The following is an 18,224-nucleotide window of genomic DNA, read 5'->3' as shown; positions in this document are numbered from 1 at the left end:
CGGATTTACTCGATTACAGACTATGCGACATGCTTTATACGAACTAAAAAAGCATTAGCCATTAATTAGCAAAATTCTATATTCATAAATCACCGGGCTAATTGGCCCAAAAAGTAATTATCGAACAAATGAAAAAGAAATTCTTTGCCATTGCATTTGCAGCAGCCTTAATGTTTACTGCCAATGAATCCTATGCCCAGTTAAAATTTCCGGCAGCAAGTAGTGCCCAAACAGTTACACAGGGATTAGGGATTGAAAATGTAACCCTTAACTACAGCCGTCCGAGCATGAACGGCCGTAAGATCTTTGGTGACCTTGTACCTTACAATGAGGTATGGCGTACAGGTGCCAATACCAATACAACCTTGACCTTTGAAGGTGATGTTACAATCAACGGAAATAAACTCGCTGCAGGAACCTATGCATTATTCACCATCCCTAACAAGAACGAGTGGACTGTAATTATCAGCAAGAATATCAAACAATGGGGTGCCTACACTTATAATCAGTCCGAAGATGCACTTCGTTTCAATGTTAAGCCACAGAATTTAAGTAGTCCGGTTGAAACATTTACGATCTCTTTCGACAATGTCACACCAACAGATGCCATATTAAGTCTTGCATGGGAGAAAACAGCAATAAAAGTAGCGCTTAAAGTCAATCAACAGGCAAAAATCATCGCCTCCATAGAGGAAGCAATGAAAGGTGAGAAAAAACCTTATTTCGCTGCTGCCCAATATTATTTCAACAATAATATAGACGAGAAGAAAGCATTAGCTTGGTTTGACGAAGCCGCGAAAGCACAGCCTAAAGCAGCCCATGTATTGTACTGGAAGGCGAAAGCGCAGCTCAAAGCCGGCGATAAGAAAGGTGCCATAGAAACGGCTACGAAAGGAGTTGAAGTCGCTACGGAGGGTAAAAATAGCGAATACATCAAATTGAATACGCAGATTATCAATGCGGCAAAAAAATAAGCAGTGATAACCAGAAGCAAAGCGGGGGGATCCAAAAGATTGGATACCCCCGCTTTTTGTTAATTTCATTCGTGTCCCCCAGCCTCTCCCTTTATTCAATCGGCAGCGAGTTCGCTTTACTCTTGGCCAACTTCATTTTTATAACTCATCTTTCAGCAGTTGTTCCAATTCCTCAGGCGAAACATTCATATTCACATTGCCGTCCTTTGCAAAAGATATCTCTCCGGTTTCTTCGGAGACAATGACCGCTATGGCGTCGGAAATTTCTGTCACCCCGATCGCCGCACGATGCCGCAACCCAAATTGTAGCGGTAAATCCTCACTATCCGAAAGTGGCAATACACAGGAAGCCGTCATAATTTTAAAATCGACAATCACTACTGCACCATCATGCAAGGGGCTATTTTTATGGAAGATGCTCTCGATTAGTCGTTTCGAAATATGAGCGTCAATATATTCGCCGCTGCTCTGGTAATATTCCTCATCAAAATATTTTGAGAAAACCAATAGCGCCCCGGTGCGTGTACGCGACATGCTTCTACAAGCCTCCACAACTGGCCTTAAATCCTCGGTCAGATCCTTCTGTATAGCTTTTTTATTTCCTAAAAAAGACCAGAAAACCTTCTTTCGTTTCATCGATATATTCTTGCCCACATGGAGCAAAAAGCGCCTGATTTCCTGCTGGAATACCACGATAAGCGCAATGGAACCTACAGATATAAATCCCCCGAATATTTCGGTCAATAGACGCATGTGCATCTGTTTGACGACAATATAAACCCCATAAAATAAGGCCACCCCGATCAAAATATTCACCGCAATGGTACCCCGAATCAGACTATAGATATAGTAGATAATAATCGCGACCAATATAATATCGATAACGTCCAATAGGCGAAAGCCACTAAACAAGCTATAATCGATTCCATCCATATATGCAAGTTAAAAAAAAATAGATATTATTCGTATTTTTACCCTATAACATATAGTAAAAATGACTAGACTTTCAGTAAATATCAATAAAATCGCAACACTCAGAAATTCAAGAGGAGGCAATAATCCTAATCTTGTGGCTGCTGCATTAGCCTGCGAACGTTTTGGAGCGCAGGGCATCACTGTCCACCCAAGACCGGACGAAAGGCATATCCGCTATCAGGATGTATTTGACTTAAAAGCTGAAATTCAGACCGAACTCAATATCGAAGGCAATTGCCAGGAACAGAAATTCATTGATCTTGTCCTCGCCAATAAGCCCGCACAAGTCACCTTGGTGCCGGATGCTGAAGGACAGTTGACCTCCAATCATGGTTGGGATACGATCAAAAACAAAGCCTACTTAAAGGATATGTGCCAATTGTTCAAAGATGCCGGTATACGTGTTTCGATCTTTGTGGACCCAGTTGAGGAGATGGTCGAGGCAGCAGCTGAAACAGGTACGGATCGTATCGAATTATACACAGAAGGCTTCGCCAGCGAATATGGTTTTGATAAAGATGCGGCCATCAGCCCCTATTTCAGAGCTGCACTGAAAGCACGTGAAGTTGGATTAGGTCTGAATGCCGGTCATGACCTGGATTTAAACAACCTCCAGTATTTTAATCAGCATATACCCGAATTACTGGAAGTCAGCATTGGCCATGCCTTAATTTCAGACGCGCTATACCTCGGACTTGAAGAAACAATCAAACGCTATCTGGCCTGCTTAAAATAAACGATACGAGGAAGGCTGGCTACACTGTTTAAGCACAGCTAAAGTACATGTCGCTAAAGGTACCTGATAAATAAGTACATCTCTACTGGGGGGAGCGTTCCGGTTAGCGCCAGGATTTTGTCCAAACAGCCGGGTACCGTAAGCCACAGTTGCATCTCCTCGCAAAAAACAAGACTAAAGAGGGGTTCCAGAATAAGGAAAAAACAAATAGAAAAAGGCTTTNNAAAGCCTTTTTCTATTTGTTTTAAATCCACCATCAAAAGAAGATGAACTTCTTATGAAAGGATTAATGAATTCCCTTAAATATACGGTTCCAGCGAATTTTAGAAAAGCCCGAACCGATTTCATCCCAGCTCATCCAGGTGAATAATGCCTTACCCACAATATGGTCTTCAGGAACAAAGCCCCATCCTCTTGAATCCAGAGAATTGTGGCGGTTATCCCCCATCATCCAGAAATAATCCATTTTAAAAGTGTAGCTATCCGCTTTGACATCATTGATATAAATCCCGTCAGCCCGTTTCTCCAATTTATTATTTTCATAAACGTGAATTGCACGTTCATAAATTGGTAGTGTTTGCGCGTTCAGCGCAACCGTCCAGCCTTTTTTAGGAATGAGTATTGGACCGAAGTTATCAAAATCCCACTTATACTGAGGGTCATATGGATAGGCACCTTCCCCAACTGGACTTCTTCTGATTTCTTTTACATTTGACCAGGATTTCACCAATGCCAGCTCGTCCTTTGTCATAAACAGTTGATAAACCCCGGGCTGTTGATCCGAGCCTACGGCCTCTATTCTCAATTCCCGTAGACGATCCATGTTCAATGGAGTTCCGTCGGTCAGCACCAGATAATCCAATTGACTTTCAGGCGGATCAAATCCAGGTTGGTCATTGACAAAGAGTTTTGCATCCTTCATTGAGATCTTATCTCCCGGCAAACCCACACAACGTTTGATATAATTTTCACGTTTGTCTATTGGGCGGGCCTGAATCGTAAATTGCGCATTCACTGTTTGCCAGCCATATGCCCTTACCAGGTCATAGTAACTGGCATTCTGATTTTCTAGGGCCACTGTGTCCCCTGCAGGGAAATTAAAGACAACAACATCATTTCGTTCGATCTTTTGAAAACCCGGCAGACGTTTGTAAGGCAGCTCGATAAGCTCAGAGTAGGCTTTACCGCCAGTTATTGGCATGGTATGATGCGCAAAAGGAAATGCTATTGGCGTATTAGGTACACGAGGTCCATAGTTCAATTTACTCACAAATAGAAAATCACCGATCAATAAAGTACGTTCCATTGATCCGGTAGGGATCATGTAAGCTTCAATTAAAAATCCACGAATAAGCGATGCGGCAACAGTTGCAAACACAATGGCGTCAGCCCATTCACGTACCATAGATTTTTTATACGGATATTTAATCTTGTATTCCCTATAGGACTCCTGCTCAATTTCTGCGCGCTTTTCCTCAGTCAATTCAACACCTTCCTGTGCGGCGGTCTTCAGATTTTTCGCATACAAGCCATTTAGAAAACGTACGTTATTATCTTTTGCCCACATTGGCAGTACAATAAACGGCACCAAAACAGCTGCCGCATTTTCCCAGAAACGACGCTTGCCAAAACAATGGATAAAGTCGAGGTACAGGTTATAGAAAACAAAAATATTAACAATCGGAATCAGCAATAAGATCACCCACCAGGTTGGGCGCCCCGTTAATTTGGCTTGAATATATTGACTATAAAAAGGTACGATTGCTTCCCAGCCTTTTCTGCCAGCTTTAACAAACAATTGCCACAATCCATATCCTGCTATTGCCGTTAAAACCGCAAAGATAATTAACCACATAATCTATTAATTAGTACTATTTATTAAAATCGAAAATTTCCGTCACTTGATAAAATCCCTTTTTACCGTTCAGCCACTCAGCAGCAACTACTGCTCCCAAAGCAAAGCCGTCACGGCTATGTGCAGTGTGCTTAAATTCTATTTGATCGACTTCGGAACTGTACAATACGGTATGTGTACCCGGGACTTCTTCAATGCGATGGCTCTCTATGAGAAGTTCTTGTGGTTTAGGAATAATTTCATCCTGCTCCCCCACAACGGTGTTGACCCAGTTTGTCTTCACATCACTGTGGTCCAAGATACCTTCTGCTATGGTAATCGCTGTACCACTCGGTGCATCCAATTTGTGGATATGGTGAATTTCTTCAACCTGAACATCATATTGTTTATAAGGCTGTAAAGCCTGTGCCAACATACGGTTAATATGGAAAAATACATTCACGCCGATCGAAAAATTTGAACCATATAAAATAGTTCCATCTAAGTCCAAACATTTTTCTCTGACACTTTCCAGTTGATCGTACCAGCCCGTTGTCCCTACGACAATCGGCACACCAGCTTCCAGACAAAGATTCATATTATCCAGAGCAGCAGATGGCACACTAAAGTCGATCGCTACATCAGCTCCCTTAATATCATCAACTGTCAGGCTGGGACGATTATTTTCATCCACAACTAAAAAAATCTGATGGCCTCTTTTCAGTGCATACCTTTCGATAATCTGCCCCATTTTGCCATATCCCAAGAGAATGATGTTCATATATCTAGAAAATAAAGTATAGTTTATTTTTAAAATTAAAAAATTCCAGTGAAAAACAGACACAAAACCGTGGTTAACAACGATTTTTTATTAAAAGTGTCCCTATTCAAAGACCAATAAAGACATTAAATTGCCATCCAACGGCGCTTCATACGGACTGCGGCCCGCAGTTTTAATTGAATTTCATGGACAACTTTAATCCAACAGTAGGTTTAAAAGTAAACGAACCAGATGCAAGACTCGCATCCATTAATGTAGGTCCAATGGAAAAAGCCGTCTTTTTGGGCTTATCATCGCCGATGCTCCAGCGATATTTTAGCATCGAATCGATATAAGCTTCGGCGACGTTCAATCCATACACACCGAGAGTGAGTAATACCATCAGATCCCGGTCTCGCCTTGCATTATCCTTTGCACGAATAATTGTTTCTGTTGGACGGCCCTGATAAAAGGGATCCTCCGCCGATCCGTCTTCCCTCGCTTTTAGCACCCCCAGAAGTTCTTTGTAATATTTATTATTAAAATCGAAGACGAGCACTGTAGTCGCCAATCCGCCATAGATCGCAGGAACTTTTATCCACCATACACCACCGTTGGTATACTGCCCCCAACCGGGAAGTACCAAAGAACGCTTCCAGGCCTGTTTATTCTTTGCTTCAATCGCTAAACGCGTAGAATCTTTAAATACGACCTTCTCCTTCGCTTTGGCTTCCTCCTTTTCACGCTTTTTACGTTCTTTTCGGGATTCCTTTTTTACTGTATCCTGCGCTGACTTTGGTTTCAAACTTTCTGTTTTGAGCGTTTGAACCGGTTTTTTGGAAATTGTATCGACAGTCTGTCCATGCACGATGAGTACAGCAAATAAGGCAAAGAACAAACTTATTAACTTGGTCATATTACCAATCTAAAAGTTCAAGAATACGGCTCAGGTCGTCCTCGGATTCAAAAGGAATCTCAATAGCCCCCTTGCCTTTGGTGCTCTTTAAATTCAATTTGACTCTTGACGAAAATTTCGAAGCCAGATCATCTTCAATTTTCTGTAACTGAAAGGACATTGGAGTTTTGTCCTTACCCGCTTTTTTCTTGCCCCCTTTTTGAAGCTCACGAACCAGCTCTTCAGCTTTTCTAACCGAAAGACCTTGGTCGATGATCAATTTAAAGATATAGAGCTGCTTATCTACTTCTGCAATATTGATCAACGCGCGTGCATGCCCCATAGTCAGAGCGCCATCACGTATGGCAGCTTGAATGACCGGTGGAAGTTTTAATAAGCGCAAATAATTCGTTACTGTCGAGCGGTTTTTGCTGACACGCTCGCCCAATTCCTCCTGCTTCAAATTACATTCCTCGATCATGCGCTGGAAGCTTAAAGCCACTTCGATAGCATTTAAGTTTTCACGTTGGATGTTCTCGATCAAAGCCATTTCCAACATCTGCTGATCATTGGCCGTACGGATATAGGCAGGAATCTCAGTTATGCCCGCCAGTCTTGACGCCCGAAGACGCCGTTCCCCAGAGATCAACTGGTAGTTTCCGTCCGAAATCTTTCGTACGGTAATCGGCTGGATTAACCCTTGTAAGGTAATGGATTCAGCTAATTCCTGTAACGCGACCGGGTCAAATTCCGTACGAGGTTGAAACGGGTTCACCGATATCTCCTCTACCCGGACGTGGCTGATACTGCCATTTTCTTTTGTTGTATTTGCTGTAGAGGGCGTCACTAGAGGAGCCTCCTCTACTTGCTGATTATTTTTAGCAGGAGCTTCTACACTATCATTTAATAGCGCACCTAAACCTCTTCCCAGTCCTGTTTTACGCTGATGTGCTGCCATATTATGCGGTTACTGTTGTATTCATTTCATTAAAATGCCCGTTTTTCTGCAATATTTCACGCGCCAGATTCAAATAGTTGATCGCACCTTTACAGGAAGCGTCGTGCATGATAACAGAAATACCGAAACTAGGAGCTTCACTTAAACGGGTATTACGTTGAATGATGGTATCAAAAACTAAATCCGTAAAATGCGTTTTCACTTCTTCAACAACTTGATTGGAAAGCCTTAAACGCACATCATACATCGTCAATAAGATACCCTCAATCTCCAAACTAGTATTTAAACGGTTCTGAACAATTTTAATTGTGTTCAGCAATTTTCCCAGCCCCTCCAATGCAAAATACTCACATTGAACCGGTATGATTACTGAATCGGATGCTGACAGGGCATTAATGGTAATTAATCCCAATGAAGGTGAGCAGTCAATGATAACAAAATCATAATCATTTTTTACCTGATCCAAGATCTTTTTCATCTTGTACTCCCGCTCGTGCATATTGATCATTTCAATCTCCGCACCTACCAGGTCAATATGAGCCGGTAAAAGATCAAGATTAGGCGTTTCAGTAGACTGAATAGCGTCTCTTGGGTTCAGATCATTGACCAAACATTCATATATACTTTCATTGATCGTACGAGGGTCAAAACCAATCCCAGAAGTAGAGTTTGCTTGAGGATCCGCATCCACCAACAATGTTTTATATTCTAAAACCGCCAAACTAGCCGCCAAGTTAATTGACGTTGTGGTTTTTCCGACCCCACCCTTTTGGTTTGCGATTGCGATTACTTTTCCCATCTTGAATGAAAACCTTTCTTTATTAAAATGTCATTTTACACTACATTTCACTTTCCTGAAGATCAATTTGTCCAAATATTTACGCTAAATTTAAATTAGCCTAACAAATTCAGCATATTTCGTACTTTTGATTGATCAAAAGCACATATCCTCAGGATGCTAAGATACAAAAAATCAAGATATGTATCCACTTTGAAATAGTGCTTTTTATAAGTATCAACAACACAATGATTTTAATAATATCCGGAACAAACCGTCCTCATAGTAAGACGTTAAAAATAGCAAAATGCTACCAACGGCTACTTCATCGTAAATCCGTTGAAAACGAGATCCTTTCGCTATCAGATCTCCCTGCAAATATTTTAGAAACAGACCTTTACGGAAAAAGAAGTTCCGCTTTTGAACCGATCCAGCAAAAGGTCAGCCAAGCCGATATGTTTATTTTTGTCGCCCCTGAATACAACGGAAGCATCCCCGGTGCGCTCAAACTTTTTATTGACTGCTGCACTTTCCCGATCAGTTTTTACCACAAAAAAGTTGCGTTGGTAGGATTATCTTCCGGAAGATATGGCAACCTACGCGGGATAGATCATCTCACCGGAATATGTCACTACCTCAGAATGCATGTCCTCCCGCTCAAGATATTCCTCCCCAATGTGCAGCAGGAACTGAACGAAAACGGGGAATTATTTAAAGAAGACACACTCCAGTTTATCAACGAACAGATTGAGGAAATTATACGGTTTTAATCCATCATTGCAGGTATTCGCCGTGGAGAGTACCCCAACAGGCACATTGGAGCTTTTCATATATCTTACGTGCAACAATTCGGACCATCTGCCAAGACAAGAATATACAGGTAACCGAATCGCAAAAAAAGAAGCCTTCGACACAGCGAAGGCTTCAAATCCCCTATCTAAAATAGGAATAGCTAAAAAAACTAATACCCAAACAATTCTTTTAAGTCAAGTTTTTTTACTTCGCCCAATTTGGCAAGATCTTCCGATTTAAGGCTATCTTCTTTCGCTACAATACAGTATACGTAAGGTTTTTGGCTCATTTCATTCTTGTGGAACATACTTAAGTCGCCATAAGTCAGCTTAGGCGCCTGTTCATAGACAGCTTTACGGATATCTGTTGTATTACCCAAGCGTTGAGCCGCCAGATAGCTACTTAAAATAGATGCGTTCAGCACCCGCTCACTGGCGATGGACTTCTGTAAACTCACTTTAGCAATATCCAGCCCTTTCGCACTTTCAGGCAGCACATCCAATAATTCATTCATACCTTTGATCGCTTCATTGAATTTATCGGCCTGTGTCCCTACATAAGCACCTACTGTATAATGATTTTCTTTTTTATAGGGCTGTCCATAGAATGCGTAAGTAGAATAGGCCAGCGCTTTTGATTCACGAATGGTCTGAAAGACAATACTTCCCATGCCACCTCCAAAATAATTATTGAACAACGACACTGTTGGTGTTAATGGGTTCGAATACTGGCCGGATGTTCTATACCAGAATACTTCGGCTTGCTTCATATCAAAATCAGCAAATAGCACCTGATTTTTAGTCGTTGGCAGCTCAGTAAACACCAAACCTTTTGCACCCTTCACGTAGTCACCCGTGCCCTGTTTCAATGGTTTTGCCTTTGCCACAAATTCACTGGCGCTCAACGGCCCGAAATAAAGCATGGTGTGCTTCATATTGGCCAGATCATGCAGTGCGTTCACCAAATCTTCCGCCTTCAACGCATCCAGTTCCGCATCTGTAAACACATTATTGAACGGATTTTTGGCTCCGTATTTTGCATACGATTTTAACCCCTCCATGATAGCCCCTTTATTTTCCTTTGCATTGGCTCTGGACTTCTTAAGACGCGTAATATACATTTTGAAAGCTTCCTGATCAGAAACACAATTGCGCAATAAGTCCTGAATTAAAGATTGTGTAGCGATAAAATTCGAGTTTAAACCCGAAATTGAAACCAATGTCTCCTCGTTTCCGGCAGACACCGAAAAATCAGACGCCAATTGATAAAAATCCTTACTGAATTGCTCACTGGATTTATCTTTTGTACCCAAAAACTCCAGGTAACCTGCTGCCAGCGAAAGTAATTTATTATTCCATTTACCTACATCAAAACGATAGGACAGCGAGAATAGTTCGTTATCATTATTCTTCACCGCAAGCACAGGCAGGCCATTTGCGGTAGCTTTCTGAACATCTTTATTATAGTCTACCCATACCGGCTGGATTTTATCCTCAGGCATTGCTTCCACTGCCTTCAGAAAATCAGATTGATCGTCACGATTGACAGTGACTGGTGTAATTTCCGGCTTCACAACCTTAACGACATTATTGTCTACCCCTTTGCGTTTATAAACAACAACATAATTATTATCGTTTAGATATTTATTGGCAAAATCGACGATATCCTGTTTTGTAATCTTATTTAGTCCGTCAGAATAACTAACTACCGACGCCCAGTCCTGACCTGATGTGAAAGCATCCATCAAAGCTTCAGCACGGTCACCGTAACTTTCATGCTGTTTGATCTCATCTTTTTTTGCATTATTGACAATCGCACCTATCAGGTCATCCGAAAACTCACCTTTTCGCAATTTGTCCAGTTCTTTAAGCAATAACTGCTGCACCTCCTCCAGGCGCTGTCCCTGACTTGGATTCCCCTGAAGGATCAATAAGGAATAATCTTTTAATACATAAGGAAAGGCCCCCGCGCCCAATAATTTCTGGTTCTTTACCAAATCCAGATCGATCAGACCGGCGGAACCGTTCGTCAGAATCTGACTCATCAGATTTAATAGTTGTGCATCTTTGGTCGCCGCCCCGGGGAAACGGAATCCCATAAACATAAATTCCGCATCCGGCCCTTTGACCTCGCGAACAATCGGGCTTAAAATAGGTTTCTCAGGATCAAAAGTATATGGCGGTACTTCTTTTGGCTGCATAAAAGCAAAACTCTTATCGACCTTTTTGACGACCTCTGTAGGCTCAAAATCACCGGACATGATCACCCCCATATTATTGGGCACATAATAGGTATTAAAATATTCACGGATTGCTTTTAATGAGGGGTTTTTCAGATGTTCCACAGTACCGATGGTAGTCTGCTTTCCGTAGTTATTATTTGGGAATGCGGCTTCAAACATAGCCTCAACAGCCTTTCGGCTATCTTTATCCAATCCGATATTTTTCTCTTCATATACTGCCTCGAGCTCCGTATGGAACAGACGCAGTATCGGGTTTCTAAAACGTTCAGCCTGTACAGCAAGATATTTATTCATTACATTACTTGGAATCTGCTCCTGGTATACCGTCTGTTCAAATGAGGTAAACGCATTTGTTCCTTCGGCCCCCATGGATGCCATCAGCTTATCGTACTCATTTGCGATTGCATACTTTGCAGCTTCACCGGACACGCGGTCAATTTCCTTGTATATTGCTTTCCGCTGTGTCTCATCAGTCGTACCGTTGTACTTTTCATAGAGCGCGTCAATCTCATCCAATAAAGGCTTTTCTTTCGCCCAATCTTTGGATCCAAATTTATCTGTCCCCTTGAAGAGCATATGCTCCAAATAATGCGCCAAACCAGTATGATCCTTGGGATCGGTTTTACTTCCTGCTTTTGTAGCGATGTAGGTCTGGATACGTGGCTCCTTTTTGGTCGGACTTAGAATAACGGTTAGGCCATTTTTAAGTTTATAGAATCTTGAATGAGTGGGGTCATTGGTCACATACTTGTAGGCGTACCCACCCTCAGAAGCTTCTTTCCATTCAAATTTGGCATTTTGGGCAAACAGAGCTCCCCCCGCTGTTGTAAGAGCAAACGTTACAGCGGTAATTTTAAATAGATTTTTAATCATATTTCCTTTTTCTTTTCAACTCAAACTTAGATAAATTGCTGTGGATATGCAATATTATCACGAACATCTAAAAACAATTATTACGCTCCGCTGTTGTTGTACGTGTTTCTTTGTCGCTGAGAAGCGTCAATTTATACTCCGTAATTTAACCAACTGTTAAAGGAAAATTGCTACAATGATTTATCATTCTTACTTTTGCAAAAATTTTAAAAAACGCTAACGTTTTAATTCATGAGATCAAGCATACTTGTTTTTGTGATCTTCGCGCTTCTTTCCTTTCGTACAAATGCGCAGGTCACCCCCAGAATAGAAAATCAGAAAGACACATTAAATAGCCGTACACCGGCAAAAACTAGACTAATATTTCAGCTTGAACATGAAAGTGGTGGTGAACTCAAATTCAATGAACGCTCCAAAGAGACCCTTGCAGATTCTTACTATAGCGGACTTAACTTTCGGGTTGGCTTCCAGACACAGTTCCAAGATTCATTGAAGAGCATTTACAACGAGATATACAATTACCCCATTTATGGGGTAGGAATTTATAGCAGTACTTTTGGCCAGGAACATCTTGGCCGGCCTTTCGCATTCTATGGCTTTGTCGCGATCCCTATAAAACCGAAAGTCAATAGCAAGTGGAACTTCAACTATCGGATCGCACTAGGCCTCTCCGGACGGTTCAATCCATATAATGAAGAGGACAACCCTTTCAATCTATTAATAGGAAGTAAAAACAATGTATTTATTGACTTAGGACTTCAGGCCAATTACCGTCTAAGTCAAAAATTCCAAGTTGGTGCAGGTATTGCGTTCCATCATTTCAGCAATGGCGCCCTAGCACTGCCGAATACAGGCATAAACCTGCTCCCTTTAAGTCTTTCTGTTTCGTATACACCAACAAGCAGGCCTTTCGACTACAGGAAAACTAGTGTTCCAAAAATGGAAGAAACAGAAGAACTACATTTCAATTACGCTTTTGGATTCAAACAGATCGATCGGGAGCATGACAGTCAATATTTTAAATCAACCTTGGGAGCTTATTATAGCAGGCATTTGGGATACAAATGGCGTCTTGGCGCTGGAATGGATGCTTTTTATTCAGCAAGCGGAAACGACGAGAAAATCGCAGGTGACAAAGCAGGGAGCTTTGGAGCATTGTTTTCCTATGGCCCTGCGTTCTACATTGACCATGTGTTAAATTCCAGGCTATATATCAATGGAAATGTCGGTGTATATTTACACCGTAATAAATTCAATGGTGAAAGCACACCTGTCTATCTAAGGGCAGGTGTACGCTATAAAGTGTACAAAGATTTCTTTGCTGGAGTTTCCATTAAAGCACATGGCGGTAAAGCAGATTTTATCGAATGGACAACAGGGTATGGATTTAAGCTGGGTAAGAAACGGGCAAATCCAGCCAGCAATTAACAGTTGTTAAAGGAAACTGACAACGTGTTAAAAAAATAAAGGACATTGTAAATATCCCTTAGATTGCATAAAAAAAGCGTTCATAAGAACGCTTTTTTTATTGTGGGGATTACTGGGTTCGAACCAGTGACCCCTACCTTGTCGAGGTAGTGCTCTAAACCAGCTGAGCTAAGCCTCCGTTTTGGATTGGTGGAGAATACTGGATTCGAACCAGTGACCCTCTGCTTGTAAGGCAGATGCTCTGAACCAGCTGAGCTAATTCTCCGTCTTTGTATGGTGGAGGCTACTGGATTCGAACCAGTGACCCTCTGCTTGTAAGGCAGATGCTCTGAACCAGCTGAGCTAAGCCTCCATACTTTTTTAAAGAACGCCGTTCCCTAATTGCGTGTGCAAATATAGCTTAAAAATTCTATTCTCAAAATTATTTTCGAAGATTTTCTACATCAAAAACCGCAACAAGCTAAGAAACACCCATATAATTTTCACAGAAATTAATCATAAAACTTCCACGAAATACCAAATCTAAAGTTTGCTGTATTCATCGGATAACGTCTAACAGTATAATAGCCATTCGGATAAAAATTTTGGTTTAGGAAATTATAACTTAAAAACATATTGACCCGCTGTATATTTGCAGTGATCCATAAGTCCATAATCGGATAAGTCGAAAATTCGATCTGCTGATAAGCGTTATAAAACTGTCCCGTCCCTATCGAATAATTCGGATTGGCATAAGGCGTATTAAATTTAGCATCAATACCAATACTATAGTCAATCACTTTATAAAAGAGATTACTGTAGTAAAGACTGTGCCAAGTATAAAGTTCGGGAACCGCCAGTATATTCTGCTGATCCGTCTTTTGATAAACCACCAGATTGTCCAGGGTAAAATGATTAAGCTTAAACTTCTGCCCCACACTTACCTTCAGCAAATTAGCGTTATCCAATTGCGCAGGATTGATCCACTTATCTTTCTTCCGGTCATTCTGTGGATTCGATAATTCCTCAAAATAAGTATAATTATTCATCCGAAAATATTCGACCTTTCCATTGAACCCCAATGTCGGGTTGCGGTATTGAAAGGCCACATTCTGAATTTTAGTCTTTTTTAGATCCAGATCATTCCATTTTGCATAGGTATAATTCAGGTTTTCGAACACCATTTCGGGTGATTTATTTTGTGAATAAGCCGAAAGTGTCACCTTTCCGATTTTATCTCCCATGGAAATATCCGCCTTTGCTTCATAGAGAAAATCACCAATATTATGTCCGAAAACAATTTGATTGGCCTTCAGGCTAAAATCCAGTCGATCCGAAAATTTGTAGCCCAGTTCCCCCTTAACGATTCCATTCTGATAGAAACGATCAAATGTTGTACTATCCGGCAATTTTTTCAATGGCTCAGGGTAAGCGGCCTGATTGGTATAGTAACGCAGGGAGTCTACCTGACTTTGCTCTACCCAATTCATATCATGCTGGAAAGCCAGATTTAGCTTAGCTTCATTTTTAAAAATCGATTTGCCCCGAAGAAAAAAGTTATACTCAAACTCATTGGAAACGTTAGTAATGCCTGTTTTATCATTATTCAAGCTTAATGCCTGATTATTGTAAGGTAACGCAGCATTTTGGTCATTCATATTTTTAAAGAAGTTATACGTCTGCTTCCGGATCCTTGTATTGTGCGCCATGCTGTTTGTCGGATAAATCTGCTGGGTAGGCTTCCCCTTATCTACTGTATCAATACGACCAACATAGAGCGACTGCCGCAGAAACAGCGAATTATCCCACCATTTTGATCGTGGTATCCCGGTTCTACCTGCGTCATAAAACTTAGGAATAAACCGATCCGGAGCCTGTCTATTTTCAGGAGCAAATGGCCGGTCTTCGATGATAGACCCATTTTCCATTGCATCCAAACGATTGAATACAGCATTAATTAAGAGATTATACCGGTTATTTTTCGACTCATACCAAGAGGCAATAGATGCTTTCAAATCAGCATAGCTCTGACCTAGATAAAATCCATCTGTTTTCGTTGAATGGAAATCAACATTCATATTCCATTGCGAATTGATATTTTGCGCCACCCGGGCCCGAAAGACCTGATCATTGAAAAAGAATCCCACAGCCGACAGTTCCGAATAGCGAGCCCTTGCCCTAAAATATTGAACAGAATCCGGGTTCAATAGATAACGCTCCAAGGCCGTGAATCCAGACTGAAATCCGATTGTCTTTTTGGGCTGAAATAATAAGTCGCGTGTGGCAAGACCATAAGACCCTAGATTTATACTGGGATTCCAGGGCGTATTTTGGGGATTATAATATTGATAATTACGGTGTGAAGTATCTATTTGCCTTGTATAAGTTCCTTTTTTCAGCATATCCAATGTCGCATAACGAATATACTTTGCTGACAGGATAACCGAATCTTTTTTACCATCTTCTTTGGCTCTCGCCGAATCCAATGCGCTGCTCCACTCCTCCTTGCTTTGCGCAATAACATCCATGGAACAAACAAGTAAGACACACAGTGCGGCTAATACGCGTACGATCAACTTCATCTAAAATTGTATATAGTCTAAATTTACTGCAAAGCTATCAATTCTTTCAAAATTAATGTCATCTTAGGTTCCGCTTTCTCTGCAACAGCGACGATTTCCTGCAAAGAGACAGGTTTTAACACATCGTGAAAGCCCTCATCCGTAACAACAGAAATCGCGAACACCGGAAGAGCCATATGATTGGCAACAATTACCTCTGGTACTGTACTCATACCGACTACATCCCCCCCAATAATTCGCATGAAACGGTATTCAGCTTTTGTTTCCAGATTTGGTCCCTGCGAGGAGACATACACAACCTTTCGTGCGGTAATTCCGTGATTTGACGCGATTTCAAGCGCCTGTTCAATCATCGCACGGTTATAAGGTTCGCTCATATCCGGAAAACGAGGTCCGAATTCACCTAGGTTCTGCCCACGCAATGGATTATCGGGCAACAGATTGATATGGTCCTCAATAATACCCAGATCTCCATTTCTGACCTCCGGATTCAGCGATCCGGCAGCGTTTGACACAAAGAGCTTTTTGACACCCAGCACTTTCATGATCCGGATGGGGAAAGTAATCTGCTGCATATCATAGCCTTCATAATAATGAAGTCTTCCTTGCATGGCAACCACATTTCTACCATTCAATTTTCCAAAAATCAATTTACCGGAGTGAAATTCGACTGTAGAGATGGGAAAGTTAGGGATATTGGAATACATCAGCTGATACTCGACTTCAATCTCATCAACCAATTTACCCAAACCAGTACCAAGGATGATACCGAATTCTGGAGTAAAATCTCCAATTTTTCTACGGATAAACTCCGTCGTTTCATTTATGCTATGATACATACGTACAAAAAAACTAAGTATCTCAAACTTAACTTAATTTTTTTGTACGCACAAATCAAATATAGCAGCTTAGTTATGAGAAAGCGCCTTTTCGTCCGCTTTACCTGGAGAGCTGATCAAAAGCATCAAGAAAGTGATAAAACCATTGATGATAATCAAGTCGAGCCCGATCACATAAGGTGTATATACTTCAATCACATAAGTTTTCAATAAATACAATACCGTAGGCGAAAGCACACAGATATAAGGCACCGCCTTATCCCGCACAGCAGATTTTGTGAAGATTCCGAAAACAAACAGCCCCAATAGTGGCCCATAGGTGTAGCTTGCCGCAGTAAATATTGCATTTACTACAGAATCATCATTGATCAGCTTAAATACGAGAATAACAAGCAACATAACAATCGAAAAAGCAAAGTGGACATAGTTACGCTGTTTGACAAGAGCCGGATCATTTGGATTTTCCTTTTTATTAAAGTTCAGAAAATCCACACAGAACGATGTTGTCAACGCCGTAAGCGCGCTATCGGTTGTTGCAAAAGTTGCCGCTGTCAGTCCCATCATAAAGATGATCGCCGGAACAATCGCCAGGTGGTTCAACGCAATCTCCGGGTACAGGTAATCACGGGTCGCTAATTGCGAGACATCAATACCATTTTTTGCGGCGTAGATATATAATAAAGCGCCCACAGCCAAAAAGAAAATATTGATCACCACAAATACACTTGTGAATGTAATCATATTCTTCTGCGCTTCTTTGATCGTTCCCATTGACAGATTCTTTTGCATCAGATCCTGATCAAGCCCTGTCATGGCAATGGTAACAAAAATTCCGCCCAGGAATTGCTTCCAAAAATTGGCCTTACTGCCCACAAAATCATCCCAGAAGAAGATTTTGGAATAGCTGCTTTCTTTGACTGCTTCGAACGTATCCACAATTCCAAAATCCAATCCTTTGGCCATAAAATAGATCGAAAGAATAACGGCAGTCACTAAAAAGGTCGTCTGTAGGGTATCTGTGACAATAATCGTCTTTAAGCCTCCTTTATTGGTATATAGCCAAATAAGCACCAGACAGATTATTACAGTAACTGCGAAAGGCACATTCCAGGCATCAAAAATAAAGTGTTGCAAGACAATTGCGACCAGGTATAAGCGAAAGGCCGAACCGATGGTACGGGAAACCAAGAAGATCGCCGCACCGGTTTTATAAGTCGTATGTCCAAAACGTTCTTCCAGATAGGTGTAGATGGAGGTCAGGTTCATTCTATAGTACAACGGAAGCAATACATAAGCGATAATGACGAAGCCAACTGCATTTCCAAGAACAAATTGAAAATAGCTGAATTCAGATGCCCCCACGGCACCCGGCACTGAGATAAAGGTCACACCGGAGAGTGCGGTACCGATCATCCCAAAAGCCACCATATACCATTTCGAATTTCGGTTGGCAACAAAAAAGGTGGAATTATCCGAAGATCCTTTTGAGGTGAAGTGCGCTACTGCGAGTAAGACCGCAAAATAGATCACAATAAAGGATAATAATATAACTGGTGACATAGTTTGTTTTTAATAGGTG

Annotated in this window: 14 protein-coding genes and 3 tRNA genes; 4 read left to right on the top strand and 13 right to left on the bottom strand. The window is 41.3% G+C overall.

Annotated features, from left to right (window positions below; all coding sequences use genetic code 11):
• Nucleotides 1–128 precede the first annotated feature (128 nt).
• Nucleotides 129–974: a DUF2911 domain-containing protein gene (locus B4G94_RS21290; protein WP_286861789.1), complete on the top strand. Its 846-nt coding sequence runs from the start codon at nt 129–131 to the stop codon at nt 972–974.
• A 138-nt stretch (nt 975–1,112) separates the two neighbouring features.
• On the opposite strand, the gene cdaA is transcribed toward B4G94_RS21290, so the two are convergent.
• Entirely contained in the window at nt 1,113–1,907 is a 795-nt protein-coding gene (gene cdaA, locus B4G94_RS21285; RefSeq protein ID WP_181390572.1) for a diadenylate cyclase CdaA, read from the bottom strand.
• Between the two features lie 61 nt (nt 1,908–1,968).
• Here cdaA and B4G94_RS21280 point away from each other — a divergent pair, with 61 nt between their 5' ends.
• Nucleotides 1,969–2,685 carry a pyridoxine 5'-phosphate synthase gene (locus B4G94_RS21280; protein ID WP_108634767.1) on the top strand — a complete coding sequence of 239 codons (717 nt, stop codon included), beginning with the start codon at nt 1,969–1,971 and terminating at the stop codon, nt 2,683–2,685.
• A gap of 286 nt (nt 2,686–2,971) precedes the next feature.
• Here the strand turns inward: B4G94_RS21280 and lepB are convergent, their stop codons facing one another.
• The 5 genes from lepB to B4G94_RS21255 form a co-directional block, all read right to left on the bottom strand.
• The gene (lepB, locus tag B4G94_RS21275; RefSeq protein WP_108634765.1) at nt 2,972–4,540 is read right to left on the bottom strand and encodes a signal peptidase I; all 1,569 of its coding nucleotides are present in this window, start codon (nt 4,538–4,540) and stop codon (nt 2,972–2,974) included.
• A gap of 16 nt (nt 4,541–4,556) precedes the next feature.
• The gene (dapB, locus tag B4G94_RS21270) at nt 4,557–5,300 is read right to left on the bottom strand and encodes a 4-hydroxy-tetrahydrodipicolinate reductase (RefSeq protein ID WP_108634764.1); all 744 of its coding nucleotides are present in this window, start codon (nt 5,298–5,300) and stop codon (nt 4,557–4,559) included.
• Between the two features lie 172 nt (nt 5,301–5,472).
• On the bottom strand, nt 5,473–6,195 hold the full coding sequence (locus B4G94_RS21265; protein WP_286861784.1) for a DUF5683 domain-containing protein: 723 nt from the start codon (nt 6,193–6,195) through the stop codon (nt 5,473–5,475).
• A 1-nt stretch (nt 6,196) separates the two neighbouring features.
• Nucleotides 6,197–7,132, bottom strand: a complete 936-nt coding sequence (locus B4G94_RS21260) for a ParB/RepB/Spo0J family partition protein (RefSeq protein ID WP_165309293.1) — start codon at nt 7,130–7,132, stop codon at nt 6,197–6,199.
• Nucleotide 7,133: 1 nt separating this feature from the next.
• Nucleotides 7,134–7,931 (bottom strand): ParA family protein, encoded by a 798-nt coding sequence (locus B4G94_RS21255; RefSeq protein WP_108634761.1) that lies wholly within the window; start codon nt 7,929–7,931, stop codon nt 7,134–7,136.
• Between the two features lie 227 nt (nt 7,932–8,158).
• On the opposite strand from B4G94_RS21255, the gene B4G94_RS21250 reads away from it, so the two are divergent.
• Entirely contained in the window at nt 8,159–8,680 is a 522-nt protein-coding gene (locus B4G94_RS21250) for an NADPH-dependent FMN reductase (protein ID WP_108634760.1), read from the top strand.
• Nucleotides 8,681–8,871: 191 nt separating this feature from the next.
• Here the strand turns inward: B4G94_RS21250 and B4G94_RS21245 are convergent, their stop codons facing one another.
• Entirely contained in the window at nt 8,872–11,817 is a 2,946-nt protein-coding gene (locus B4G94_RS21245; protein WP_286861779.1) for a M16 family metallopeptidase, read from the bottom strand.
• 231 nt (nt 11,818–12,048) lie between these two features.
• Here B4G94_RS21245 and B4G94_RS21240 point away from each other — a divergent pair, with 231 nt between their 5' ends.
• Nucleotides 12,049–13,245: an acyloxyacyl hydrolase gene (locus tag B4G94_RS21240; RefSeq protein ID WP_286861777.1), complete on the top strand. Its 1,197-nt coding sequence runs from the start codon at nt 12,049–12,051 to the stop codon at nt 13,243–13,245.
• Nucleotides 13,246–13,348: 103 nt separating this feature from the next.
• Here the strand turns inward: B4G94_RS21240 and B4G94_RS21235 are convergent.
• From B4G94_RS21235 to B4G94_RS21210, 6 genes are all read right to left on the bottom strand, one after another.
• A tRNA-Val gene (locus B4G94_RS21235) sits at nt 13,349–13,423 on the bottom strand.
• Nucleotides 13,424–13,432: 9 nt separating this feature from the next.
• A tRNA-Val gene (locus B4G94_RS21230) sits at nt 13,433–13,510 on the bottom strand.
• 9 nt (nt 13,511–13,519) lie between these two features.
• Nucleotides 13,520–13,597 (bottom strand) — tRNA-Val (locus B4G94_RS21225).
• Between the two features lie 139 nt (nt 13,598–13,736).
• Complete coding sequence (locus B4G94_RS21220; RefSeq protein WP_108634757.1) at nt 13,737–15,806, bottom strand: putative porin; 2,070 nt, start codon at nt 15,804–15,806, stop codon at nt 13,737–13,739.
• A 23-nt stretch (nt 15,807–15,829) separates the two neighbouring features.
• Nucleotides 15,830–16,645, bottom strand: a complete 816-nt coding sequence (locus tag B4G94_RS21215) for a purine-nucleoside phosphorylase (protein ID WP_286861775.1) — start codon at nt 16,643–16,645, stop codon at nt 15,830–15,832.
• Between the two features lie 69 nt (nt 16,646–16,714).
• Nucleotides 16,715–18,205, bottom strand: coding sequence for a sodium:solute symporter (locus tag B4G94_RS21210; protein WP_108634755.1), 1,491 nt, complete (start codon nt 18,203–18,205; stop codon nt 16,715–16,717).
• Between the last annotated feature and the right edge of the window lie 19 nt (nt 18,206–18,224).

The sequence above is a fragment of the Sphingobacterium sp. UBA7625 genome (genome assembly GCF_002484085.1).
GTDB lineage: Bacteria > Bacteroidota > Bacteroidia > Sphingobacteriales > Sphingobacteriaceae > Sphingobacterium > Sphingobacterium athyrii.
This window is presented reverse-complemented; position numbering and strand designations above follow the sequence as displayed.